Origin of the sequence: Xanthomonas sp. WHRI 6108, from assembly GCF_040202385.2 — a bacterium.
GTDB lineage: Bacteria > Pseudomonadota > Gammaproteobacteria > Xanthomonadales > Xanthomonadaceae > Xanthomonas > Xanthomonas arboricola.
In genome coordinates this window covers 1947051-1973393 of the sequence record NZ_CP168198.1, presented here as the reverse complement: position 1 = coordinate 1973393, position 26343 = coordinate 1947051, and the positions used below count along the sequence as shown (strand labels likewise).

At 66.3% G+C, this 26343-nt stretch carries 16 protein-coding genes; 5 read left to right on the top strand and 11 right to left on the bottom strand.

Translation table 11 applies throughout. The features are described 5' to 3' along the window. Nucleotides 1-43: 43 nt before the first annotated feature. The 9 genes from xylB to ABQ039_RS08535 form a co-directional block, all read right to left on the bottom strand. Nucleotides 44-1537, bottom strand: coding sequence for a xylulokinase (xylB, locus tag ABQ039_RS08575; RefSeq protein ID WP_349777861.1), 1494 nt, complete (start codon nucleotides 1535-1537; stop codon nucleotides 44-46). After that, a complete protein-coding gene (locus ABQ039_RS08570) occupies nucleotides 1534-3915 on the bottom strand; it encodes a glycoside hydrolase family 95 protein (RefSeq protein ID WP_349777862.1) in 2382 nt (793 codons plus the stop codon). Before ABQ039_RS08570 ends, xylB begins: the two co-directional genes overlap by 4 nt. A 91-nt stretch (nucleotides 3916-4006) precedes the next feature. After that, nucleotides 4007-6910, bottom strand: a complete 2904-nt coding sequence (locus ABQ039_RS08565) for a TIM-barrel domain-containing protein (protein ID WP_349777863.1) — start codon at nucleotides 6908-6910, stop codon at nucleotides 4007-4009. Nucleotides 6911-7033: 123 nt separating this feature from the next. Next, nucleotides 7034-8704, bottom strand: coding sequence for a GH35 family beta-galactosidase GalD (gene galD / locus ABQ039_RS08560; RefSeq protein ID WP_349777926.1), 1671 nt, complete (start codon nucleotides 8702-8704; stop codon nucleotides 7034-7036). A gap of 83 nt (nucleotides 8705-8787) precedes the next feature. Continuing rightward, a complete protein-coding gene (locus tag ABQ039_RS08555; RefSeq protein ID WP_349777864.1) occupies nucleotides 8788-10704 on the bottom strand; it encodes a sialate O-acetylesterase in 1917 nt (638 codons plus the stop codon). A 106-nt stretch (nucleotides 10705-10810) separates the two neighbouring features. Further along, nucleotides 10811-13072, bottom strand: a complete 2262-nt coding sequence (locus ABQ039_RS08550; RefSeq protein WP_184610580.1) for a cellulase — start codon at nucleotides 13070-13072, stop codon at nucleotides 10811-10813. Nucleotides 13073-13182: 110 nt separating this feature from the next. Then, on the bottom strand, nucleotides 13183-15906 hold the full coding sequence (locus ABQ039_RS08545; protein WP_184455738.1) for a TonB-dependent receptor: 2724 nt from the start codon (nucleotides 15904-15906) through the stop codon (nucleotides 13183-13185). Nucleotides 15907-16244: 338 nt separating this feature from the next. After that, nucleotides 16245-19175 (bottom strand): TonB-dependent receptor, encoded by a 2931-nt coding sequence (locus ABQ039_RS08540; RefSeq protein ID WP_349777865.1) that lies wholly within the window; start codon nucleotides 19173-19175, stop codon nucleotides 16245-16247. A gap of 258 nt (nucleotides 19176-19433) precedes the next feature. Beyond that, nucleotides 19434-20405, bottom strand: coding sequence for a LysR family transcriptional regulator (locus ABQ039_RS08535; RefSeq protein WP_024939782.1), 972 nt, complete (start codon nucleotides 20403-20405; stop codon nucleotides 19434-19436). Nucleotides 20406-20778: 373 nt separating this feature from the next. Between ABQ039_RS08535 and ABQ039_RS08530 the strand changes: the two genes are divergently transcribed. The 5 genes from ABQ039_RS08530 to fdxA all read left to right on the top strand — a co-directional run bounded on the left by ABQ039_RS08530 (nucleotide 20779) and on the right by fdxA (nucleotide 24777). Then, the gene (locus ABQ039_RS08530) at nucleotides 20779-21411 is read left to right on the top strand and encodes a 2-dehydro-3-deoxy-6-phosphogalactonate aldolase (RefSeq protein WP_024939783.1); all 633 of its coding nucleotides are present in this window, start codon (nucleotides 20779-20781) and stop codon (nucleotides 21409-21411) included. Continuing rightward, a complete protein-coding gene (dgoD, locus tag ABQ039_RS08525) occupies nucleotides 21408-22556 on the top strand; it encodes a galactonate dehydratase (RefSeq protein WP_184610584.1) in 1149 nt (382 codons plus the stop codon). The genes ABQ039_RS08530 and dgoD overlap by 4 nt, the downstream gene beginning before the upstream one ends. Further along, a complete protein-coding gene (locus tag ABQ039_RS08520; protein ID WP_184610585.1) occupies nucleotides 22550-23461 on the top strand; it encodes an SMP-30/gluconolactonase/LRE family protein in 912 nt (303 codons plus the stop codon). Before dgoD ends, ABQ039_RS08520 begins: the two co-directional genes overlap by 7 nt. After that, the gene (locus tag ABQ039_RS08515) at nucleotides 23458-24336 is read left to right on the top strand and encodes a 2-dehydro-3-deoxygalactonokinase (RefSeq protein ID WP_184610587.1); all 879 of its coding nucleotides are present in this window, start codon (nucleotides 23458-23460) and stop codon (nucleotides 24334-24336) included. The genes ABQ039_RS08520 and ABQ039_RS08515 overlap by 4 nt, the downstream gene beginning before the upstream one ends. Before the next feature lie 117 nt (nucleotides 24337-24453). Beyond that, on the top strand, nucleotides 24454-24777 hold the full coding sequence (gene fdxA / locus ABQ039_RS08510) for a ferredoxin FdxA (protein WP_006453280.1): 324 nt from the start codon (nucleotides 24454-24456) through the stop codon (nucleotides 24775-24777). Nucleotides 24778-24896: 119 nt separating this feature from the next. On the opposite strand, the gene ABQ039_RS08505 is transcribed toward fdxA, so the two are convergent. Together ABQ039_RS08505 and dapA are read right to left on the bottom strand one after the other, a co-directional pair. Beyond that, on the bottom strand, nucleotides 24897-25415 hold the full coding sequence (locus ABQ039_RS08505) for a hypothetical protein (RefSeq protein ID WP_024939787.1): 519 nt from the start codon (nucleotides 25413-25415) through the stop codon (nucleotides 24897-24899). A 16-nt stretch (nucleotides 25416-25431) separates the two neighbouring features. After that, nucleotides 25432-26340: a 4-hydroxy-tetrahydrodipicolinate synthase gene (gene dapA / locus ABQ039_RS08500; protein WP_016905099.1), complete on the bottom strand. Its 909-nt coding sequence runs from the start codon at nucleotides 26338-26340 to the stop codon at nucleotides 25432-25434. Nucleotides 26341-26343 lie beyond the last annotated feature (3 nt).

The following is a 26343-nucleotide window of genomic DNA, read 5'->3' as shown; positions in this document are numbered from 1 at the left end:
TGGAATGTCCTTGCTGCTGGGGGAGTTGTAGAAAGCGTGTCGATCAGCCGGCGTAGAGCGGGCTGACCACATGCAGGTGCTTGAGGAAGTGCTGGTAGTGCTGCTGATACTGGGCCACGCGCTGCGGATCCGGGCGCGCCGACAGGCTGTCGTCCACCTGCAGATGCTCCAGCACCACATCCGACAACGCGTGCGTACCGCCGTCATCGCGATCGCAGGCCCACAAGGCCTGCAGCGCGGCACCGAAGGCAGCGCCTTCGGGCTGGGTCGGCACCACGACCTGCAGGTTGAAGATATCGGCCACCATCTGCCGCCATTGCGCGCTCTTGCTGCCGCCGCCGGTGAGCAGGATGGTGTCGAACTGCAGACCCGCCGCAACGAAGGCATCGAAGCCGTTGCGCAGGCTGTAGGTCGCCCCTTCCATCGCGGCGCGGTAGAAATGCGCCGGGGTGGTGTTGTGCAGGTCCATGCCGAACAGGCAGCCGCGGGCGGCCGGCAAGTCCGGGGTGCGCTCGCCGTTGAAGAACGGCAGCAGCACCAGCCCATCGGCGCCCGGCGTGGTACTCGCGATCAAGGCGTCGGTCTGCTCGCGGGTGATCGAGAACATGCGCATCACCGCTTCGGTGGCGACGGTGCAGTTCATGGTGCAGATCAGCGGCAGCCAGCCGCCACTGGACGAGCAGAACGCGGCCCAGCGTGCCCCGTCGTCCACCACCGGGTGATCGGCGTAGGCGAACAAGGTGCCCGAGGTACCCAGGCTCATGGTCAGGCGTCCCGGCACCACGTTGCCGGTGCCGATGGCGGCCATCATGTTGTCGCCGCCGCCGGTGGTGACACGCACGCCGGCCGGTAGATTCAAGGCATCGGCAGCTGCGTCGGACAAGGCATAGACCGCGCCGGTCTCCACCAGCGGCGGCAGTGCCTCGCGCAGGTCGCGCTGCGCATCCACCGCGCCGAGCATGCGCTCGGACCACTGCCGCGTGCGCACGTCCAGCCACCCGGTGCCGGAGGCATCGCCGACTTCGGCAAAGCGCTCGCCGGTGAGCCAGAAGTTCACGTAGTCGTGCGGCAGCATCACCGTGGTCATCGCCGCATACGCCTCGGGGCGATGCTTGCGCGTCCACGGCAGCTTGGAGGCGGTGTAGCCGGCCATGATCGGGTTGCCGGCGGTGGCCACGCTGCCTGCGGCGCCGCCCACCGCATCCATGATTTCCTCGCATTCCAGTGCGGTGCTGGTATCGCACCACAGCTTCACCGGTGCGGTGACGCTGCCATCGGCGGCCACCGGCACGAAACCATGCTGCTGGCCGGAGACCGAGATGCCACGCACCTGCGCACGCTGCTCGCCATCGAGCTGCGCGAAGCAATGCACGATGCCGTCGATCCACCACTGCGCCTGTTGCTCGCGGGTGCCGTCGTCGCGGCTGATCAGTTCCATCGGCGCGGCGATCGTGGCGACCACGGCGCGCTCCTGCGGATCGTAGGCCACCAGCTTGACGCTCTGCGTGCCCACATCCAGTCCTACGTACAAGCTCATTGCGTCACCAATCGGTTGTTGTTGAGGCCCACCTGCCGGGTGCGGCCGGCACCCAGTTCCAGGTCCAGGGTCTGCCCTGCGTAAGACAGTTGATAGCGCCCGCCCCGCTCGCTGTGCACGCGTGCCTGCTGCAGGCGGCCGCCCTCCCACTGCAGGTCCACGCTGGCACCGCCGCGCACGCGCAAGCCACGCACACTGCCGCGCGGCCATGCCTTGGGCAAGGCAGGCAGCAGGAACACGCTGCCGCCCCAGCTTTGCAGCAGCATTTCGGTGATGCCGGCGGTGCCGCCGAAGTTGCCGTCGATCTGGAACGGCGGATGCGCGTCGAACAGATTCGGGTAGGTGCGCTCGGGCGAGATCAGCAGTTGCAGGATGCGGTAGGCATGCTCGCCATCGGCCAGCCGTGCCCACAGATTCAGCCGCCAGCCGATGCCCCAGCCGGTGGCGTTGTCGCCGCGCGTTTCCAGCGTGCGCTTGGCCGCGGCGGCAAGCTCGGGCGTATCGCGCAGATTGATCTGGCTCGAAGGATGCAAGGCGTACAGATGCGAGACATGGCGGTGATGGATCTCCGGCGCCTGCATGTCCCAGTCCTGTTGCCACTCCTGCAATTGCCCCGCCTTGCCGATGCGGTTGGGCGGCAATTGCTCGCGCAGCGTGCTCAGTTGTTGCGCGAAGGCGTCGTCGACCTTGAGCAGCTTGCTCATCGCGATGCATTGGGCGAACAGATCGCGCAGCAGCTGCGCATCCATGGTGGGGCCGGCACACAGCGCGGCGTTGAACGGATGCTGGTTTTCCGGCGACATCGATGGGTTGGTCACCATCGCGCCGGTCTGCGGATCACGCACCAGCGTGGCGACGAAGAACTCCGCCGCGCCCTTGAACAAGGGGTAGATCCTGCCCAGATAGGCACGGTCGCGGCCGTAATCCCAGCGGTCCCATAGCTGCTGCAACAGCCAGACGCCACCCATCGGCCACAGGCTCCACTTGGCGCCATCGATCGGCCCGGCCTGGCGCCACAGATCGGTGTTGTTGTGCACCACCCAACCCGGTGCGTCGTACATCGCACGTGCGGTGTGCGCGCCGGTCTTGGCCAGATCGAACAACATGGATTCCAGCGGTTCGACGCACTCGTGCAGCGCGTTGGCCTCGCTGGGCCAGTAGTTCATCTCGGTGTTGATGTTGATGGTGTACTTGCTTTCCCACGGCGGCTGCATCAGGTCGTTCCAGATGCCCTGCAGATTGGCCGGCTGGGTGCCGGGCCGCGAGCTGCAGATCAGCAGATAACGGCCGAACTGGTGATACAACGCGGCCAGCGCCGGGTCGTTGCCCTGCGCAAAACGCTGCACGCGCTCGTCGGTGGGCAGTGCCGCCGCCTCGCTGGTCCCCAGATCGATCGCCACGCGCCGGAACAGCCGCTGGTGATCGGCCAGATGCGCACGCAGCAATGCGGCATAGTCCAGCTTGCCGGCCTTCTGCATGCTTGCTGCGGTCAATGCCAACGGATCGCCATCGACTGCATCAAAGCGTTGGTAGCTGGTGGCGGCGGTGAGCAGCAGCACCACTTCATCGGCGGCGTCGATGCGCAGGCGGTCACGCAGCACGCTGAGCGTGCCGCCCTTGACCTGCGGCAGCACGCGCAAGGCAAAACGCAGCTTGCCGTCGATGCCGGCGAAGCTGCCGTTGCGGCCGCTGAACAGCAGCCCGCCCTGCTCCACCGTGACCGCGCCGGTCTGCGGGCTGTCGATGCCCACGCGCAGGGAAATCGCGCGTGGCCGATCGCAGGACAGGCGCACCACGATGCATTGCGACTGTGCCGACACGAACACTTCGCGCTTGTGCACAGCACCGCCGGAGCGGAACGTGGTGGTAGCCACGCCGGTATCCAGATCGAGCTGGCGGCGATACTCGCTGATGCCGTCGGCACGATCGAAATCCAGCAACAGATCGCCCAGCGGTTGATACGGCATCTGCTTGAGCGGACGCGAGAGCATCTTTGCGTCGGCCAGGGTTTCGGCTTCGGCATAGCGCCCGGCAAACACGAGCGCGCGCACTTGTGGCAAGGCTGCCAGTGCGTCGGGGCTGGTGGCATCGTACGGGCCACCTGCGTACAGCGTGTCCTCGTTGAGTTGCAGGCGCTCGTGGGCAATGCCGCCCCACACCATCGCGCCCAGCCGGCCGTTGCCGACCGGCAGCGCCTGCACCCATTCGTTGGCCGGTTCGCGGTACCACAGCTGCAAAGCATCGCCCGCAGCAACGGCAGGCAGCGATTGCTCGCCGGCAGCCTTGGCCGGCGCAGCAATGGCGGACGCAGCCGGCGCAGCGCCCAGCGCCGCGAGTGCGGCACCGGTTGCCTTGCAGACTTCCCTGCGGGTCAGCACGTGCACCACCGTGCTGCATGACCGGACCTGCACGCCCGAGCCTTGCGGCGATCCGGCATCTGCGCACTCACTGACTGACAACGAGTTGCGATCATCGACGACGCGCTTTGCCGGGCGCAATCTTGCGCTGCAACACGCTGACCGGATTGCCGTCGTACTGGATGCTGGCATCGGTCCTGGGCTCCAGCGCACCGGCGTCCTCGCGCGGGCCGTCGACGAAGCGCACGTTGACGGTGCGCTTGGCCTGCATGCCGGTCCAGCTGCCTTCGCGCTTGCCGATGCTCAGCTCGCCCTTGGCCTGGTTCCAGCTCAGCGGAATGCGGCTGAACTCGCCCTTCTCGTAGCCGTAGCCCTTGCCGTCGTCCTCATACAGCGAGAACTGGCCGTCGGCACCGGTGTAGACCACCACGGTGAGCGGCGCATCCGGCTTCTGATCCACGTATTCCTGCACCGGGCCGGTCGGCACGATGGAACCGGCGCGCACGAACAACGGCATGCGCTCGATCGGCGCGGCCGCTTCGATGCTCTGGCCGCCTTCGTAGCGCTTGCCGGTGGCGAAATCCAGCCAGCTGCTGCCGGCCGGCAGATAGACCTGACGCGAGGTGGCGCCGAAGCGGGTCACCGGTGCGACCAGGAAGGCCGGGCCGAACAGGTACTGGTCGTTGATGTCGCGGACCTTGGGGTCGTTCGGGAAGTCCATCATCATGCCGCGCATGATCACGCCATCGCGCTGATAGGTGTCGCCGGCCAGGCTGTAGATGTACGGCAGCAGCGCGTAACGCAGGCGGTTGTAGTACGCCATGCTGTCGTAGAACGGCGTGCCTTCCGGGGCGATGTTCCAGATCTCGCGGTACGGGAACTGGCCGTGCGAGCGGAAAATCGGCACGAATGCACCGAACTGGAACCAGCGCGTGTTGAGTTCGCGCCATTCCGGCAGGTGTGCCGGGTCCTGGTTCTCGTAGCGCTTCTCCACCGCAAAGCCGCCGATGTCGAAGGTCCAGTTGGGCAGGCCCGACAGCGCCATGTTGACGCCACCGGAGATCTGGTCGCGCATGTCGTCCCAGCGCGAGACGATGTCCCCGCTCCACACCGCTACCGCATTGCGCTGGGTGCCGGCATAGCCCTTGCGCGAGAGGATGAACACGCGCTTGTCGTCGGCCGCACGGTCGCCCACGTACACGCCATGGGTGTGCGGCAGCGGGTAGGAGTTGAAGTATTCGGTGGACGAGCCCAGCGCGTTGGGCGTGGTGCGCGCCTTGCGCTCGCCGATGTCCAGGTTGGAATGCACGTCCGGTTCGTCGGCGTCCATCCACCACGCATCGAAGCCCTTGCTGTTGAGCTTCTCGTTGACCTGGCGCCAGTAGATCGCCTGCGCCTTTTCCGAATACGGATCGTAGAACGAGTTCTTGTAGCCCTTGCCGATCCAGTCCAGCTCACCCACTTCCACGTTGCGCTTGAACATGAAACCGGCCGCGTCCAGTTCCTTGTAGTTGGCGGTGGTGGGATAGAACTTGGGCCAGATCGAAATCATGATCTGCGCATGCATGTCGTGCACGGCCTTGACCATGCCGTCCGGATCGGGGAAGTGCTGCGGGTCGAAATCGTGCGAGCCCCAGGCATTCTCGGGCCAGTACGACCAGTCGAGCACAATGTTGTCCAGCGACAACTTGCGCTTGCGGTATTCGGCCACCGCGCCGACCAACTCGTCCTGGCTCTTGTAGCGCTCGCGGCTTTGCCAGAAGCCGTAGGCCCACTTGGGCAGCATCACCGACTTGCCGGTGAGCTCGCGGTAGCCGGCCACGGCCTGATCGTAGGAATCGGCCGAGACGAAGTAGTAGTCGATCATCTGGCCGGCTTCGGACCACAGCGACAGGTCCTTCGCTTCGGCGGCCGGCAGCGGGTCGCGGTGCAGCAACGCGATGTAGCTGGGGTCGATCAGGTCCCACTCGACCTTGACGGTGTGGCGCGTGCCCGGCTCCAGATCCAGCTTGAACTCGTGATTCCACGGATTCCAGTTCTGGCGCCAGCGATCAACGACCAGCTTGCCGTCCACGTACAGCTTGGCGTACTCGCTCGAATACAGCGAGAAGGTGTGCTCGCCACCGGTGAGCGCTTCGATCTCGCCCTCCCAGGTGACCTGCATGCGGCTGTCCTTGTCCTTGGTGATCGCCTTCTTCGGATACTTGGTCAGGTCGCTGAGGTACTGGTAGTTCACCTCGCTCTCGCGACGCTCGACGATCTGCTTGCCGTTGATCGCATAACGCGCGGTCAGCGCACCGGCCTTGCCCTTGGCGTCGTACAACTTCAACGTCTTGGGCAGCGGCTGCAGGCCGCGCGGGTCGCCCAGGCGGCTGATCGAGTTGTTGTCCCACAGCAGGCCGTAGTTGCGGCTGGACACCAGGTACGGCACCGCCATGTCGATATTGTTCTGCTGCAACTCGATGTTGCGGCCCTTCTGGTTCATCCAGCCCTGCTGGTGCTGGCCGAAGCCGTATAGGGCTTCGTCGTCGGGCGACTGGAAGCGCTGACGTACGCTCAGGTACTGCTTGCCCTCCACTTTCAGCGGCGCAAAACTGCGCCCGCCGGCAACCTCCGACAACACCGGCTTGCCATTGGCATCGGCGAAGCTGACATGGCCATCGACGGTGGACACGGTGGCGGTGACCTTGCCGGTCTTCAGCTGCACGCGGTCGCCCTGCTCGGCCAGCTGGAAGTTGCCATCGCCCTGCACCGGGACGCGCATCAGGCTGGGGCTGCGCGCGAAGTCGCCGTCCGGGTCGGCACTGACGCGGATGATGCCGGCATCGACCACCTGCAGACGCACCGGTGCGGCGCCCTTGGCGCTCGGCACCACGGTGACGCCATCGGCGGCCTTGCGCACTTCCTGCGCGTGCGCGGCATTGGCCAGCAAGGCCAGCGACAACGCCAGGCACTGCGCAAGCGGGGTACGTCGGGTGGCAGGCGCATGGCCGGCGGAACGGTTGATGGTTTGCATGTTCACTCCCTTGGAATTACGAAACGCTGCCGCGGGGGCGGCAACGCATGGGTTCATTGCGTTCGACCTGGAAGCCGGCGTGCTGCGCAGCGATCTGGCTGCGCAGCAAGTGGCCGTGCAGGTTTACTTGTAAGTGGCCAGCTTGATCTTCAGCAGCTGCGGTGCGCTGGAAAAGTTGACGCCGTAATCGGTCTGGTCGCCGTTCCAGTTGCGCTCGAACTTCCAGTCGCTGCCGTCGTAGACGCCTTCCTCGACGCGGTCGTAGAGCATGTTGGCGGTCGCTTCGCTGGCCGGATGCAGGGTCACGCGCACGTGGTAGCCGGTGACCAGAAATTCGTCAGGGCCGAGCTCGGCGATCAAGGCCGCGCCGATCGGCTCGGGGTTGCCCGGCGGCTCGCCCTTGAACCAGAACTGCGGCACGCCGTAGGTGATGGTGGCGCCCCAACGTTCGTTGAGCTGCAGCTCCTGCACCGCCTGGCCGGGTTCTTCGGCGGTGCCGTGCAGCTTGCCTTCGGACGCGGCCTTGGCGAACGGACGCATGCCGCGCTTGACCAGCTCGAAACCCAGCGCGAACGGGGCCAGGGTGTCTGCGTTGACGTGCTTGGCGCCCAGCGGATAGTTGGAATAACGCGTGTAGTCCATGCCGAACGCCGACCAGCCGATGCCGTCGTGGCCCAGCGCGGGGAACAGATAGCGCGCGTATTCCGGGCGGTTGCCGGTTTCGGCGACGAACAGCGCATTGTCCGGGCGGGCGTAGCGCTCCAGTACCGTGGTGTAGGTACGGTACTCGGGCATGTAGATGTCCGGCGCCAGCAGGTCGATATGCGGGCCGGCGGCCTTCCACACATCCAGCACGTTGTCGGTGGGGCCGCCGCTAGCGTACTGGCCGGGCTGGCCGGGATTGAACGGGCCACGCAGTGCGGCGTTGACGTACATCGGCAGCGGGTATTCGGCCTTGCCGGCTTCGGCCACCTGGTCGATGTAGCGACCGATCGACCAGGCATGGAAGATCTCGTCCGCATCGGCACCGAACACCTGTGCCCAGCTGCCCGGCTGCTTGTTCAAGCGCTTGAGCAGCTCTTCCGGCACCGGGCCGTCGAACAGCTGCTGCGCCATCGGCGAGAAGTCGCGCACGCTGCCGTAGGTGCCCGGCTCGTTCTCGGGCTGGATCATGATCACGGTGTGCTGCGGATCGACCTGCTTGAGGTGCTGCATGAAGGCGACAAAGGCCTTGCGGTCGGCATCCAGGGTGGCCTGCGCATGCGGCGACAGCGACCCGATCGCCTTGCCCTCGCGCGTCACCACGCGTGGGAAGCGCTGGTTGTCGGTCTTGACCCAATGCGGCGCATACGCCGGGCCGTTGTTCTTCCAGGTCGCAAACCACAGCAGCACCAGCCGCACCTTGTGCTCGCGTGCCTGCGTGAGCAGCGTATCGACGAAGGAGAAATCGAACTTGCCTTCTTCCGGCTCGACCTGCTCCCAGGCGATCGGCACCTGCACGGTGTTGGGGCCCAGCACCTGCATCGCCGGCCACACCTTGTCCATCACGCCGGGATAGTTGCTGGAGTTGTTGACCTGCGCGCCCAGGATCAGGAACGGCGCACCATCGACCATCAACGCGTGCTTGCCGTCCTTGCTGACGAACTGCGGCATCGGCGTCTGCGCAGCCGGCGCCGCTGCCGTGGCAGGCGCGGTCGCTGCGCTACCGGCATTCGGTGCGACTGCGGCCGGTTTGGCTTTGTCGTCCTGCTCGCCGGATTGGCACGCCGCCAGGGCCAGCGTCAGCGCGGACAGCAGCAGCGGACGCAGGTAACGGCGTGCAGGGGAAGGAGCGATCACACGTGCAACGGGGGAATGCATGGACATAAGACTCCGTGTCACCAGGTATCGGTGCGGAAGGGGGAAACGGGAAGCTGTTCGCGATTGACCAGGTTGGCGTCGTCCGGGTTTTCGCTCCAGCCGTAGCGCACAGCGACCGGTGCAGCCACCGCGTCGCTGCGCACGATCACGCGATCGCCCTCAATGCGTGCGGTGGCCGGATGGAAGTGTTTGTCGGCACCGGCGACGCGGAAGCCCTGCACTTCGCCACCATTACGCACCTGCAAGGCACTGCCCTGCAGATCGAAACTCAGCATTGCCTGACCATCGACAAAGCGCGCCTGCTTGAACACCGGCGCGCTGTACACCAGCGTTTGGCCGTACGCCACATGACGTGCAGCAAGCGCAAGGCGATGGCCGACATCGCGCTTGTTGGTGGGATGGATATCGGCGGGGTTGCCGATATCGATGATCACCGCCTGCCCGGTCGCCGGCAGCGCCAGCGTCTTGGACTGCGACTCGCGCAACAGTGCCCACGGACTCAGCTCGCCCTTGTCGCCGCCGGCCTTGAAGTTGGCCAGCTGCACCCACAGGAACGGCAGCGTTTTCGCGCCACGTTCGGCGCGCCATTGCTGGATCATCGCGGCGAACTGTTCACGGTACTTCAGCGCGCCGGTGTCGCTGGCATTGGTTTCGCCCTGGTACCAGATCACGCCCTTGACCGGGAACGGCTGCAGCGGATGGATCATCTGGTTGTACAGCAGCGTGGGCAGCTGATTCTTGTTGTCGACCAGCGACACGCGCACGGCGGCGGGGCGGAACTTCCAGCCGCCCAACGCGCGTTTGGCACCGGCGCTGGTCTGCACGAAGCGCTGCTCGTCCGGGCCATGCATGCCGCCACCGCCACTGAGATCTTCCACCCGCACCGCGATGTGGTTGACCCCTGCATGCAAGACCGAGGCCGGCACGGTGTAGACGCGCGGCAGGTTCCACTGCTTTTCGGTCGTGCCGACCTGCTGGCCATTGACGTAGGTGATGTCCGAGTCGTCGATCTGTCCCACGCCCAACGTGATGCCGGCCTTGGCTTCGGCAGCGCTCAGGGTGACCGTGGTGCGATACCAGGCGATCCCGTCCATGCCGTCATAGCCGCTGGATTCCCACTGCTGGGTGGTCGGGATGCTGTCCCAGTCGCTGTCGTCGAATGTCGCTTCGCGCCACTGCGGCATCTCGCCATCCACCTTGGGCCAGCGCGCAATGCGCTTGCCGGTGGCCGCCTGCGCAGCGGCATCGCGCTGCTTGATCGCTTCGATCGCGCCCTGGTTCTGCCCGGCATCCAGGCCCAGCGAGGTCGCATCCATCCACGCCTCGATCGCGCTGCCGCCCCAGGTGCTGTTGACGATGCCGATCGGCACGCCGGTGCTGGCGCGCAGCTCCTTGGCGAAGAAATAACCGACTGCGGTGAACTCGCCGGCGTTGTCCGGTGTGGCGGCCTTCCAATCGCCGCCGGTCAGGCGCGCTTCCGGCTGCAGCGACCACGACTTGGGCACCTTGAAGTGCCGCAACTGCGGGTCGTTGGCCGCCGCCACCGCCTGCCGGCCATCGCTGGCCTGCGCCAGCGGCCACTCCATGTTCGATTGACCGCTGGCCAGCCACACATCGCCGACCAGCACATCGCGCACCTGCAACTCGCCGCCGTCGCCCTGCACGCTCAGCACATAGGGGCCGCCGGCCTTGTGTGCGGGCAGGCTGACCTTCCACTGGCCCTTGGCATCGGCCTTGGCGGTGGCCCGCTTGCCGTCGAAGCTGACCGTGATGGCGGCATGGGGCGTGGCCCAGCCCCACACCGGCATCGCCTGGTCGCGCTGCAGCACCGCGCCATCGGCGAACAACAACGGCAGGCTCGGTTGCGCCAATGCGGCAGGGCTGGCCAGCACCAGGCCCAACAGGCAGCCACGACGGATGAGGGAAACGGTCATGCAGTGATCTCCAGGGTCGGCGCGGCCACTCGGCGCGCAGCGATGCGACGGCGCATGCCGCCGTACACGGTAAGACAGCGCGATGACGCGCACAGGGACGCAGCGCTCATCGTGGATCGCCGTAGAAGATGCCACGCCCACCGGTGGCGAAGTACACGCGCCCGGGGAGGCGCGGATCACCGGTGACGCTGTAGGGCTTGCCGAACCGGTGCGCGTCGTCGTTGATGCGCAACCAGTGCGCGCCTTCATCGTCGGAGCGGAATACGCCGTCCACTCCATCCACGCGGCCGGCCAGATACAGCGCCGGCGGTGCGCCATCGCGCAACGCCTTGCCGATGCCCAGCGAACGCGCCTCATCCGGCCTGGACAAGGTCTGCAAACGCCCCTCCTGCCAGCGCATCACGCCCAGCGCGGGGCTGGCCAGATACACCACCCCCGCCCGCCACGGATCCGGGCGCAGCTGCGGGCGCGCCCGTTCGTCGCGCGCCGGGTTGCCGGCCTGGACACCGGTGTCGCGAAAGTTCGACGCACCATCGCCGCTCTCGTACAAGCGCCCGCTGGCGGTATCCACTGCATACCAGCGCCGTGCATCGACGCGATCGGCCACCGCCACCGCGGTCTCGGGCAGCCCCTGCACCCGCTGCCAGTGCTTGCCGAAATCGGCGGTGCGCCAGCTGCCGCCTTTCTCGGGCGCCCACACCACATGGGATGCATCGGCGGCAATGGCGATGTTGCCGGCGCCCTGCCCGGCTGGCGGCTCGCTGGCGAACGCCGTCCACTGCGTACCGCCATCGCGCGAGTACAGCGCGCGGATCTCGTTGTTGCGGCGATCGCGCACGGTGCCGCTGCGCACCACCCACTGCGCGGCCTGCCCGGCGGCATCGATGCTCTCGCCATTGGTCAGGCGCGGGCCGGCGTACTGCAGCTGCGCACGCTCCAGATCGTCATGCCGGAAGCCGTCGATATCGCCCAGCGCACTGAGCAGGTGCGCGCCCTGCATCGGGCTCAGCAGATCCAGCGGCACGGTCTCTTCCAGCCCACGATCCTGGAACCACCACTGCAACGGCCGCTGCTGCCTGGCGAAATCCTGCAGGTTGCGCGAAGCCCAGATGCCGTAGCCGGTGACGAACAGCGCGTGGTTGCTGTCGAACGGATCGATCGCCAGCGCACCCATCCAGTGTGGCGTGGCCTGCGCGGTCCACGGCGCTGCGCTGTGATCGAACTGCGCGCCCGCCAGCAACGGCGTCCAGCTGCGCCCGCCGTCGACGCTGCGGAATAGCTCATCGCGCGGGCTACGACGGCGGAAGGTGCTGGCCAGCAGCACCTGCGGCTGTTGCGGATCCACCGCCACCGCGCCCCAGCCGAAACCATCGCCGCCGGCCGGCTGCGCGATCGGGCTGATCTCGGTCCAGCGCCCCTGCGCCGGGGTGTATTTCCACAGCGCGCCGCCGGCCATCAGGTCCGGCCCGGGCTGGTCGCCGTAGCTCAGGTACCACTGCCCATCGCTGCCGCCGGCCATATGACTGGGACGCAGGCCCTTGGGCTGCCCGGCCACCGCCGACCAGCTGCGACCGGCGTCGTCGGAAACATACAGACTGGTCTGCGCGGTGGACACGCCGACATAGATGCGCGGGGTCGGACGGCCGGCACGGCCGCTGGCGGCATCGAAGACGACAAAGGCGATGCCCACCGCCTGTTCGCGTCCGACATGATTGCGCGCCGTCGCGCCCGCCATTGCCTCGGCGGGAAATGCATCCACCCGCGCCCAGTGCGCGCCGCGATCGTCGCTGCGCCACAGGCCTGCATCGCGTGAGCCCAGCAACAGCACACGACCATCGTGCGGGTCCACCGCCAGCCGTTCGCCATTGGCACGGCCCAATTGATTGCCGCCGAGTTTGAACGGCAACTCGGCACGCTCGAAACTGCGGCCGCGGTCGAACGAGCGCAGCACCGCGGCATTGCCGGCGCGCTCGTGCATGTAGGTGCCCGCAGCCAGATACAGCGCCTGCGGGTCGGCAGGATCGACCGCGAACGCATCGATCCCCATCAGGTTCCAGTCGTCGGCGCCCAGCCAGTCGGTCAGCGCCACCCACTGCTGCGCGCGCGCATCCCAGCGGTACGCACCACCGACATCGGTGCGTGCATACGCAAGGTCGCGCTCGGCGGGATGAAACAGCACACCGGTGACGAATCCGCCACCGCCGATGGCGACGCTGCGCCATTGGTAAGGCCCCTGGGACGCCGGATCGGCGGCCTGCAGCGGCAGGATCGAAAGCGACAACAGCACCAGCAGTGCCAGCCATACACGGACCGGCCACATCGCTGCGGTAACGCGGCGCACAGTAGGCGGATCGATCACAGCGATCATTCCTCCGGCTCCTCTTGCGATCGACGGCCTGCCGTCGATAGGAAAAACACCGGCCCGACGGGCTGCCTGCACAGCTCGCCGGACCGGAGACGCACTTCCTACGGCGCGTTCTACAGGCTGGCCCGCAATGTCAGGCCATACCGACGATCGTTGATCACGAAGTCACGGTAGCGCGACTCGGTGCCCAGATAGCTTTCGCGACGGGTATCGAGCAGATTCACGCCATCGAGCGAAATCGACCACACATCATTGATGTTGAAACGCAGCGAGGCATCCAGCTGGCCGAAGCCCTTGTTGTAGACCGGCAGGTTGCCGGTGCCGTTGCCCGCGGTGGTCACCAGCCAGTCGCTGCGCCAGTTGTAGGCCACACGGCCCTGGAAGCGCGAGGTTTCGTAGCTGAGGATCGCGTTGTAGCTGTTCTTGGACAGGCCTTCCAGCGGCACGGTCAGCGCCTGGCCGTTGGTGTCGGTGGCGGTGGGGCTCGGCGCCTCGCTGTCGACATAGGTGTAGTTGGTCTGCAGGCCGAAGCCGCTCAGCCAGCCCGGCAGGAAGTCGAAGAACTGCGTATAGCCCAATTCCGCACCGCGGATCTTGCCGGCATCGCCGTTGACCGGACGGGTGATCTGCCAGACCTGGCCGTCGTAGACCTCGTTGAAGACGGCATTGGCGATGAAGCCTTCGACCTTCTTGTAGAACAAGGTGCCGTACATCATCGAGCCCTGGCCGAAGTACCACTCCAGCGCGGTGTCGAACTGGTCGGCCTTGACCGCTTCCAGACTCGGGTTACCCGCGGTACCGGTGAAGGTCGAGGCACCATTGGAGGTGCCGGTGCTCAGGCTCAGGTTTGGGTTGAGCCGGTCGAAGGTGGGACGGGAGATGCCGCGCGAGGCCGCAAAACGCCACTGCAGCTGATCGCTCAGCATCCAGCGCAGGTTCAAGCTGGGCAGCACGTCGGTATAGGTCTGCTGCGCATCCACCGGGATCAGTCCGCCGCCTTCGCTGTCGGTTCCGGTGCGCACGCCCTGCGAGCCCACCTCGGTCCGCACCACGCGCACGCCGATGTTGCCGTCGAATGGAATCGAGTCGCTGTCCACGCCGAAGCGCAGCACGCCATAGGCCGCGTAGGTCTTCTCGTTCTGCGTATTGATGTTGTTGGGCGCAAATTCCAGCGGGCTGGCACCGAAGGTGGCCAGGGTCTGCTCGTAGTTGGCCACTGCCGAGTCGGCAGCCGTCAGCGTGCGGCCGAAGGTGCTGCTCTCACCACGGAAGAAGTCGGTGATCGGGTTGGTCACCAGGCCGATGGTCGGGTACTGAGAGAACGGCGTACCCGAGCAATCGTTGATGCACATGAAACGGTAGATATTGCCCTTGGTCTCGGCATCGCGGTCGGTGTAACGCACACCGGCCTTGAAGCTGCGCACGAAGTCGCTGTCGAAGGCCAGGTCCATGTCGGCGCGCCAGGCGAACTCGGTGCCCTTGTTGTCGTCCTTGTTGTCCAGGTGCCAGCGCCAGCCGTCGTAGTTGTTGGCATCGGCCAGATAGCCTTCCGCGCCGCTGGCATCGGTCACCGACAGGCGCGGCAGATCGCCACGGAAGTCGACGTTGAACTGCGGGCTGGTGTCCTGCCCGGTGGCGACGATGTAGCGCGTGCCCTTGGTGGTGGCATCGACATACTGGAAGTCGGTGCTCAGGGTCAACTTCTCGTTGACCGTCCACTTGGCGCCCAGCGAGTAATCGGTGGTCACCGAATGCCGCTCGGTCAGGCTGGTGTTGGATTCGGTCGGCACGTTCTGGAACGAGCCATTGACAAACTCGTTGCGGTCGTTGACCTGGATGCCCGGCAAACCCTGCATCGGGTTGGCGCCGGTCAGGGCGAAGAACGAATAGTCGTGCCAGCTGAAGTCGTAATCCGAACGCAGCACCTGCGTATAGACCTCGACCGAATCGTTCGGGCGCCACTGCATTGCGAACGCACCGGTCTTGCGCTCGCGCTCACCGATGGTGGTGTTGATGCCGGCGCCGTGCGGCACCGACACGCCCTGGCCTTCATAGCCCGGCAGATCGGTCTGCGTGTACCACGGCTCGATCGAGATGGTGTCCTGGCGGAACGGGCTCTTCTGCTGCGAGTAATTCACCAGCAGGCCGATCTCGCCGATGCCGGTCTGCCAGCGATCGCTGAACAGGCCCGAGAACGCCGGCTTGCCGTCGTCGGCCAGGTCGTAATAGTTGTACTGGACGCTGCCGGCGATCTTGCGGCCGTCGTAGTCGAACGGCAGGCGCGTGCGCAGGTCGACGGTGCCGCCCAGGCCACCTTCGATCATGTCGGCCGAGGGATTCTTGTACACGTTGACGCCGCCGAGCAGTTCGGCCGACACGTCCTCGAAGCTCAGGCCACGGCCATCGTTGGCGGTGAAGATGTCACGGCCATTGAGTTCGGTGCGCACCTGGGTCAGGCCGCGGATGGCGATCGAGCTGCCTTCGCCGTAGTTGCGCGAGATCTGGATACCGGAGATGCGCTGCAGCGCCTCGGCGACGTTGTTGTCGGGCAGCTTGCCGATGTCTTCGGCAACGATGGAATCGACGATCTGCTCGGCGTTCTGCTTGACCAGCTGCGCCTTGGTGACGCTGCTGCGCGTGCCGGTGACCTGCACGGTGTCGAGCTGCTGGGTGGTGGAGTCCTGAGCCGGGGTGGCTGTGGTGGTCGCGTCCTGCGCGTAGGCCTGCGTGCTCAACAGCGTGGCCACACTGAGGGCCATCACGGAGCGGCGGAAATCACGGATCGAACGCTGACCCACAGTCCGGCTTGCCGGAATGTGGCGATGTTGCACTGACATGGTGCTCCCTCCCAGGACGCATGTACTTCTAATTTTTAGCGGGCCGGTACGCGAACGCCCTGCCCGTCGTTGGTGCTGGCTCGCATCCGCCCACGACCGGAAGGCCGGGCGGTGCGATGCGTGGTAATCCTGACAAGGCTTACCTAGCGGCTGCGGCCGGAGCATAGGGCGGCGCTGTCGTGCCACACCAATGAAATATTCCTGGAAAGCTATTCGTAAAAACTATAGCAACGCCGACAAACCCGCTGGGTCTGGCATTGCGGATCCGGACGGCCGGAGCGGCCAAAGCGGGCTCAAGTCTGCGAGCCCGCACACGGCAGTTCCGTGATGGCCTTCGCTTACCAGTTCATGCGCAGCACCAGCGAATAGCGCCGGTCGTTGACGAACGAAGAGCGCGTATACAGACGCGGATCCACCTCGCCGCCTTCGTACGAGGTCGGCCCCATCAGCACCTTGGTCACCGTGTTGGTCAGGTTGTTGGCCTGCACGCCCAGTTGCAGGTGCTCGTTGAAGCGGTAGAAGAACGAGCCGTCGAGCTGGCCATAGTCGTCGGCCCAGGTCGGCAGACGGGTGGACGCATCGCTGGTGGTCAGCAGGTAACGCGAGCGCCAGTTGTAGGCCAGACGCAACGACAACGGGCCCTTCTCGTAGATACCGGCCAGGTTGTAGCTGCGCCGCGACAGGCCTTCCAGTGGCAGCTCGACACCGGTGACGGTGGTATTGGTGTACGGGTCGGTGGCGGTGTTGGCGCCGCCCTGGCTGTCGACGAAGGTGAAGTTGGCATTGACGCCGAACCCGCTCAGCCAGCCCGGCAGCTGATCGAAGAACTGGGTATAGCCCAGCTCCGCGCCGCGGATGGTGCCCTCGTCCATGTTGTACGGGCGCGTCACCAGCCAGGGGCGGTTGTCGTAGATCTCGCTGCGGGTCTGGGTGGAGAAGTAATCCTTGACCTTCTTGTAGAACAGCGTGGCGTACAGCATGTCGCTGGTGTCGAAATACCACTCCAGCGCAGTGTCGAACTGGTTGGCCACCATCGGCTTGAGGTTCGGGTTGCCGGCGGTGCCGACAAAATCGGTCGCCTGGCCGGCGTCGTTGGTTTCCACGTTGAGCAACACATACGGCTGCAGTTGGGTGTAGTCCGGGCGCGCCATCGCCTTGGAGGCGGCAAAGCGCCACTGCAGGCTGTCGGTGAAGCGCAGCCGCAGGTTCAGGCTGGGCAGCACGTTGGTATAGCTGCCCTGGGAGTTGTTCTCGAAGTACTGCCCGGTATAGCGCGCCTGCAGTTCCGGTGAGACATTGAGGCCGGCCAGGTTCTGGAACTGGCCGAAGCCTTCGGCCTGGGTCTTGGTCTGCACCACGCGGATGCCGATGTTGCCGTCCACCGGCACGCCCCAAGCCTCGTCGTTGCCGAAGTACAGCGCCGCGTAGGCGGCCTGGGTGCGTTCGTGCTGGCGGTTGGTGTCCTGCGGCTGATAGGTGTCCGGCGCCCAGCCGTAGCCGCGCAGCGCCACGATCTGCTGGATCATCTGCGAGGCGGAGCGGTAGTTGTTGACCAGGCTGCTGTTGGGCACCACCAGCGTGGTCGGCACGTTCACCCCGCCGCGGAAGAAGTCGGAGAAGGTGAACAACGACGACTGGTCGGTCATGAACTCGGACATATTCGCCAGGCCGTTGCTGGTGCCCGGAATGGCGGCCCAGTTGTCGGAGATCACGCCCCAGTTGTAGCCGGAATTCTTGTTGATCTGATTGCGGTCGGTGGCGCGCATGCCGAAGCGCGCAAAGCGCAACCAGCTGCTGTTATCGAAGGTGTATTCCAGATCCACACGCGTGGACAGCTGCCGCCCGCGGTTCTTGCCCAGGTGATCCATCGCCGCCGCCCAGAAGTAGTTGGACGGGTCCTGGGTAAAGCCCGGGTTGGCGATCTGCACGCTGGGATATTTGCCCGACACGTCGTACGACAGGCCCGGCAGATAGGTCGCACTGAACACGGTGAAATCCAGCTGTTCGTTCTCCGACTCCACCAGCTGCATATCGCCCTTGATCTGCAGGTTGTCGTTGAAGAAATGGCTGAAGCCCACCGACATGTCGGTGGTGGTGGTGCGCTGTTCGGAATAACGGTTATCGGTATTGAAGCGCACACCATCGCCGGTGAGCACCCCGCGCCACGAGCTGGATACCGGCGAGCCGCGCAGGAAGGCGCCGCGATCGTCGTAGTCGAAGGTGGTGCCCGGTGCCGGCGTGATGCTGTTGTTGCTGTCGTTGAAGAACGCGGCGCGCTCCTGCCAGTTCATCTCGTAGCGCGAGCGCAGGAACTGCGCATAGATCTCGGTGGCGTCGCTGGGCTTCCACTGGAACGCCGCCGCGATCCCGTCGCGCTTGCGCTCGAAATCCAGCTGACGCCAGTTCACCCCGCCCGGCACGAACACTTCGCTGCGCCCGCTGCCGGCCAGCACGGCCTCATCGGTCCGCCGCACGTACGGCTCCACCTGGATGCCGTCCGAGCGCGTGGCCAGCTCCGAATGCGCGACATCGATCATGAAGCCCATTTCGCCGATGCCGGTGTTCCAGCGGTCGCTGAACAGGAACGAGGCCGACGGCTTGTACTTCTTGCTCATGTCGCCGTAGTTGTAATCGACATTGCCGCCGACGATCCGGCCCGGATTGTCGAACGGCATGCGCGTACGCAGATTGACCGTGCCGCCCAGCCCGCCTTCGATGATTTCCGCCGAGGGGTTCTTGTAGACGTCCACACCGGCCATCAACTCGGCCGGCACGTCTTCAAAGCTCAGCCCGCGGCCGCTGGCGGCGCTGAAGATGTCGCGCCCATTGAGTTCGCCGCGCACCTGGGTCAGGCCGCGGATCATCACGCCGCTGCCTTCGGCGGAGAAATGGTCCGGATCGCTGCGTGCGGCGAAGTGATCGATGGTCACGCCGCTGACGCGCTGCAGGGTTTCGGTGACGCTGCGGTCGGGCAAGGCGCCGATGTCTTCGGCACTGACCGAATCCACGATCTGGCTGGCATCGCGCTTGATCACCTGCGACTTGATCAGGCTGGCGCGCACGCCGCGCACTTCCACCGTGTCCAGATCCACCGCGCTGGTGCCGCCATTGGCGCTGGAGGCGGCCTGCGACGACTGCGCCTGTTGCGCATAGACGGGGGCGGCGAGCAGCAACCCGATGCTGACGGCCATGGCCGAATGACGCAAACGCGGGGTACGACGTGCGTGCACGCCCGTCCCTGCCGAGGCATGGCTTGAAAACTTGTACATCTGAATCCCTCCCAGGACGCAAGACGACTGAAGACTGGTTGTCGCGGCGCCGCGACGCGGCCCGCGTGATCACGGCGGAGCCGGCACGGACGCCTGCCCCTCCCTCTATCTGACGGTTTGCCCGCCGATCACCTGCCCGACTTCACGTGCGCTTCAGCGTGCGATCTGGCTCACAGATATAGGCGCGTGGTCTAGCGCCAGCCAATGAAAAATTCACAGCCTGGTATGCCATGCCGGAATACAAATGGAAGAGCCCGCTTAACCGGTGGATTCCGGCCCGCGCAGACCGGGGTACAAACGCCGCGCGGTGGTGCGCAGCGCCTGCAGAATGCGCTCGGCCCCGGGCGGCAGGATGTAATCGCGCCGCCGGATGATGCCGAACGACTCCATGCGGACGCCCAGCTCGATCGGCAGCACGGTCAGCAGCTTGGCCTGGATCAGCGGCGCCACCGATTCCACCGGCAAGGCGGTCAGCATGTCGGTGCCACGCAACAGCGTGGAGGTCACCGGCAGCGACGAGGTCTCGATCGCGTTGGTCGGTGTCTGCACGCCGTGCTCCATGAACATCGAATCCAGCCGCGCGCGCAGCACGCTGTCGGCCGGCGGCAGGATCCAGCCATGCCGCACCAGATCCGCATGCTGCAGGCCGGTCCGACTGGCCAGCGGGTGGCCGGCACGCGCGATCACCGAATGCGGCTCGTCGGCCAGCGGCTCGAACTCCAGCTCGCCCACGCCCTCCGGCCCCAGGATGCGGCCGATCACGATGTCCAGCTGGCCGTCCAGCAACTTGGCCACCAGCGGGCGGCTGTAATCCATTTCCACCCGCACCAGGATGTCGGGGAACTCGCGCTTGACCTCGGCGATCGCCTGCGGCACCAGGTTGGTGCCCGGATTGACCACCGTACCGATCGAGGCCTGGCCCATGCGCCCGGCGCGCAACGCGGCGATTTCCTCCTGCGCCCGGCCGATCTCCGACATCGCCGCACGCGCACGCCGGATCAGCACATGGCCGTACCAAGTGGGCTCCACCCCGCGGGCATGCCGCTCGAACAGTTTCACCCCCAGCATGTCTTCCATTTCCGCCAGCAGCTTGGAGGCGGCCGGTTGGGTCATGCTGGCGGCCTCGGCCGCGCGCAGCACCGAGCGTTGTTCGTGCAGATGCAGCAGCAGCAGGAGCTGGCGCGTCTTGAGGCGGGCAGCGTTGAACCAGGGAGTGCCGGAATTTGCCATGGGGTATCGCCACGCAGCTGTATTCGTAGGAGGAATAGAATATGCCGAAAATTTCATTTGCAGCACATATCTCCCCGCGCGAGGCTATCGAACGCCGCAGCAGGAGCCCCTACCTCCCGGGCGCGGCCAGAACAGACGTGACCCATCTTCCACGAGATGGCAACACGCACGCCATGATTGCGGAGGTGGACGACGATGACGGCAACTTGCCGGCCAATTGCAGGCCGTTGGAGTGCGCACGCAAGTGCCGCAGCCACCTCGTCGCGGCTGCCTGCCGCCCTCCGCGCGCTGCTATGCAGCGCTGCAACTTCCCCCGACGCTGGCGCCCATTCGGACGCCGACGGCCGCTTTCCGCTCTATCGCGAGTAACACGATGACCTCAGACACCACCGCCAGCCTGTTCGCCCTGCCGCTGATCGCCATCCTGCGTGGCATCACGCCGGAAGAAACGCTCGACCATGTCGGTGCACTGATCGACGCCGGCTTCGACGCGATCGAGATCCCGCTCAATTCGCCGCGCTGGGCCGAGAGCATCGCCCTGGCCCAGCAGACCTACGGCGAGCGCGCCTGGATCGGCGCCGGCACCGTGCTGCGCAACGACGATGTCGACACCCTGGCCGAGATCGGTGCGCGCTTCATCGTCACCCCGAATACGCGCCCGTCGCTGATCCGCCATGCGGTGTCGCGCGGGCTCACCGTGGTCGCCGGTTTCGCCACCGCCAGCGAGGCGTTCGACGCCATCGATGCCGGCGCCACGATCCTGAAGCTGTTCCCGGCAGCCACCTATGGCGCCGCGCATGTGCGCGCGCTGCGCTCGGTGCTGCCCAAGCACATTCCGGTCTACGTGGTCGGCGGCGTCAGCCCGCAGACCCTGGCCGGCTTCGTTGCCCAGGGCGCCGCTGGCGCCGGCATCGGTGGCGAACTGTACAAACCCGCGCAATCGCTCGAAACGACCCAGACGCATGCACGCGCCTTCGTACAGGCCTACCAGGAACTGCAAGGATGAAGATTACCCGCCTCACCACCTACCACGCCGCACCGCGCTGGCTGTTCCTCAAGGTCGAAACCGACGAGGGCATCACCGGCTGGGGAGAGCCGGTCATCGAAGGCCGCGCGCGCTCGGTGGAAGCCGCCGTGCACGAACTGGCCGGCTACGTCGTCGGCAAGGATCCGGCGCGCATCAACGACCTGTGGCAGACCATGTACCGCGCCGGTTTCTACCGTGGCGGCGCCATCCTAATGAGCGCCATCGCCGGTATCGACCAGGCCTTGTGGGACATCAAGGGCAAGGCCCTGGGCGTGCCGGTGTACGAGCTGCTGGGCGGGCTGGTGCGCGATCGCATGAAGACCTATCGCTGGGTCGGCGGCGATCGCCCGGGCGCGATCATCCAGCAGATCACCGACTACCGTGCGCTGGGCTTTGACACCTTCAAGTTCAACGGCACCGAGGAAATGAAGCTGATCGACAGCGCGCGCGCCGTCGATGCGGCGGTGGTCAAGGTCGCCGAGATCCGCGAGACCTTCGGCAACAGCATCGACTTCGGCATCGACTTCCACGGCCGCGTCGGCGCGCCGATGGCCAAGGCGCTGCTACGCGAGCTGGAGCCGTTCAAGCCGCTGTTCGTCGAGGAACCGGTGCTGGCCGAGCAGGCCGAGTACTACCCGCGCCTGGCCGCGAGCACCTCGATTCCGCTGGCGGCCGGCGAGCGCATGTTCTCGCGCTTCGAATTCAAGAACGTGCTGTCCGCCGGCGGTATCGGCATGGTGCAGCCGGACCTGTCGCATGCCGGCGGCATCACCGAGTGCGTCAAGATCGCCGCGATGGCCGAAGCCTACGATGTCGGCTTCGCTCCGCACTGCCCGCTCGGGCCGATCGCGCTGGCCGCCTGCCTGCACGTGGACTTCGTTTCGCACAACGCGGTGCTGCAGGAACAGAGCATCGGCATCCACTACAACGAAGGCGCCGACCTGCTCGATTACGTCATCAATAAAGACGATTTTCAGTGTGTCGATGGCAGTATCGCCGCGCTGCCCAAACCCGGGCTCGGTGTGGAGATCGACGAAGACATGCTCAAGCGCGCAAACGAAAATCCGCCGGACTGGCGCAACCCGGTCTGGCGTCACAGCGATGGCAGCATCGCCGAATGGTGAGCACGCCAGAACACACCGCCGTGCTGGCGGTCGACACCCGCTGCACGCATGGCGAAGGCGTGCTGTGGTGCGAGCAACGTGAAGCGCTGTACTGGGTGGACATCAGCGAGAAGCGGTTGTGGCGGCATCATCCGCACAGCGCACACACGCAGTACTGGACGCTGCCGGACCGCCCCGGTTGCCTCGGCCTGATGGACGACGGCCGCGTGATGATCGCGCTGGCCAAGTCGGTCTGCATCGCCGACCCCGACAACGCCGACGCCGACACGCTGCCGCTCGAGCACCTGGCCGATATCGAAGCCGACAACCCGCACACGCGCAGCAACGACGGCCGCGCCGACCGCAACGGCAACCTCGTGTTCGGCACCATGGACGAGCACGACCACAAGGCCGCACGCGGCGCGATGTACCAGTTTTCGCTGCGCCACGGCCTGCGTGCATTGCCGCTGCCGGGCGTGTCGATCCCCAACTCGATCTGCTTCAGCCCCGACGGCCGCACGCTGTATTACTGCGACTCGCTGCGCCCGCAGATCCTGTGCTGCGATTACGACGCCGACACTGCGCAGACCAGCAACGTGCGCGTGTTCACCACGCTGGATCGCGACAATGCCGAGCCGGACGGCTCCATCATCGACAGCGAAGGCCATCTGTGGAATGCGCAATGGCGCGCCTGGCGCGTGGTGCGTTACCGCCCCGACGGCAGCATCGAGCGCATCGTGCAGTTGCCGGTCAAGCACCCCACCTGCAGCGCCCTCGGCGGCGCCGCGCTGGACCGCCTGCACGTGATCAGCTCGCGCCTGGACCACAGCGCCGAAGAACTGGCGCGCACGCCGGAAGCCGGCGGTCTGTACGTCTGCGACGTGCCGATCAAGGGCCTGCCCGAGAGCCGGGTGGCCAGCGCATGATCGCCATCGACTGGGGCACCAGCAGCCTGCGTGGCTACCTGCTCGCTGCGGACGGCACGGTGCTGGAGCAACGCCGCGGCAGCGACGGCATCCTGACCTGCCAGGGCCGCTTCGCCGACGTGCTGAGCACGCTGATCGACGGCTGGGACGGCCCGCTGCTGCTGTCGGGCATGATCGGCAGCCGCAATGGCTGGGTCGAGCAGGCCTATCTGCCCTGCCCGGCCGATACCGCTGCCCTGGCGCAGGCGATGCGCAGCTACACCGACCTGCTGCCCGGGCGCACGCTGTGGTTCGTACCCGGCGTAAGCACCGGCGAGCAGCACGGCGTGCCCGATGTCATGCGTGGCGAGGAAACCCAGCTGGTCGGCCTGATCGCCGCACTCGGCGACGGCGAGCACGTCGCCTGCCTGCCCGGCACCCACAGCAAATGGGCGCAGATCGCGCACGGCCAGCTGACCGGTTTCGCCACCGTCATGACCGGCGAGCTGTATGCGGTGCTGCGCCAGCACAGCATCCTGGGCAAGTTGATGCAGGACGACCCTGCGGACCTGGACACCGATGCCTTCGCGCAAGGCGTCGACCGCAGCGCCGCGCCCGGTGGCCTCAGCCATCACCTGTTCGGCGCCCGCACGCTGGGCCTGTTCGACCGCCTCACCGCCACCGCGCTGCCGTCCTACCTCTCGGGCCTGCTGATCGGCCACGAACTGCGCGAGCACCGCGGCAGTCACGCCACCGTGCACCTGGTCGGCAGCCCCGGCCTGGCGCAGCGCTACGCGCTGGCGCTGGCGCAGCTGGGCGTGCGGACGCAGCTGCATCGGGAAGATCTGGCTGCCACGGGATTGTTCGCACTGGCCAGGCAGCGCGGGCTGGCCTGACCGGAGACGGTCAGGACCGCGCCGAGCGGCCAGGGCTGGAGGCCGACAAATCCCGGCCAACCCCACACCGGCCACCGGACTGCTTTAGAATTGACAGGCTAAACGCCGGATTCCGCCATGCCTTTTGTTGTCACCGAAAACTGCATCAAGTGCAAATACACCGACTGTGTCGAGGTCTGTCCGGTGGATTGCTTTCATGTCGGCCCGAATTTCCTGGTCATCGACCCGGATGAGTGCATCGACTGCACGCTGTGCGAGCCGGAATGCCCGGCCAATGCGATCTACCCGGAAGACGACGTCCCGGCAGGTCAGGAAGGCTTCGTCGCGCTCAACGCCGAGCTGGCCAAGGCCTGGCCGGTGCTGACCGTGCGCCAGGAGCCGCTGCCCGATGCCGCCGAGTGGGACGGCAAGCCGAACAAGCTGCCACTGCTGCAACGCTAAAACAGCGCCTGGCAGCATCCAGCCGGGCGACAACGCAGCGATAAAGCGATACCACGCACCAGAACGCAAAACGGGCGCCCGAAGCGCCCGTTCTGCTGTCTGCAGTTGCTGCAGCGGCCTCAGCCGCCCAGCTTGCCCTTCAACGCCGTGATGACCGCCACCGGCGCTGCCGCAGTGGCCGGCATGCCGCGCGGATCCACCGCTGACACATAGCTGCCGGCTTCGACCTTCACCACGCGCACCAGGAAGCTGGAGCCTTCGTAGCTGACGTCGTAGGAACCGAGCATCTGCGCCTTGCTGGCGATGGTCAGGCCGGGAATGTCGGCCAGCGCCGCGCCAACCTTGGCGAACACCTCGTCGCGCTCGCCCGGCACGGTGAAACCGCTGTTGGCGCTGGCGGACGGTGGCGCCGAAGTGTTCTGCTGCGCGCTCGATGCCAGCGTCGGCACCTTCATCGCACCGGAGGTGTCGGGCAGGTTCAGATCCGGCGGCACTTCCAGCGGACGGGCTTCCGGGGCCAGCGCGTAGTCACCGCGTGCGCCCTTGTGGAACCAGCTGCAACCGCTCGTGGCGGCGACGGTGGCGGTCGCCAGCAACGCGAGCGAGAGCACGCGGACGGGGGAAACGGAATGACGCATTGATAAATCTCCTGGGTCAGGCCGCGAGCATTTCGCGGCTGGAAAGCGCTTCCAACGCAACAGCGTCGGCGGCAAGGCGGTCGGCGGCAGGCTGGTGCGCCGCAGAAAGAGGCAGTAACGGCAGACGCAGGCCATGCCCGATCCCGGCGCGCTGCAGCAGCGCCTTGACCGGGATGGGATTGGATTCGATCCCGCAGAAACTGTGGTACTCGCTCAGGCGTGCGTCCCACGTGGTGGCCGCCTCGCGCTGACCATCGCGGGCCAGATCGCACAGCCGCCGGTACGCCGACGGCAACGCGTTGGACGCCACCGAAATCAGCCCGTCGGCACCGGACAGCATCGCCTGCGCGGCGCTGCCATCGTCACCGCTGAGCACGACGAAGGACTCGCTGCGCAGCGCCACCAGCGCGGCGACGCGCTCCGGCTCGCTGCGCGCTTCCTTGATACCGACGATATTCGGATGGCCGACCAGTGCGGCAACCGTCTCCGGCAACAGATCGCATCCGGTGCGGCCGGGCACGTTGTACAGCACCACCGGCAGCCCGCCGTTGTCGGCAACCGCCTGGAAATGTGCCTGCAGCCCGGCCTGGGTCGGACGCACGTACGGCGGCGTCACCACCAGCGCGTACTGCGCACCCAGCGCCGCAGCGCGGCGCGTCTGCGCGATGGTCTTGGCAGTGCCCGACAGGCCGGTACCGGCCAGCACCGGCACACGGCCGGCCACCTGCGCGACGGCGGCACGCAACAAGGTGTCGTACTCCTCGTCGCTCAATGCCGCGGCCTCGCCGGTGGAACCGGCGACGACGATTCCCTGCACGCCGCCGTGCAGTTGCTGTTCCAGCAACCGCCGCCAGGCATCCAGGTCGAGTGCGCCGTCCGGACCGAAAGGGGTCGCCAGCGCGGTGATGATGCCGGAAAGGGACAAGAT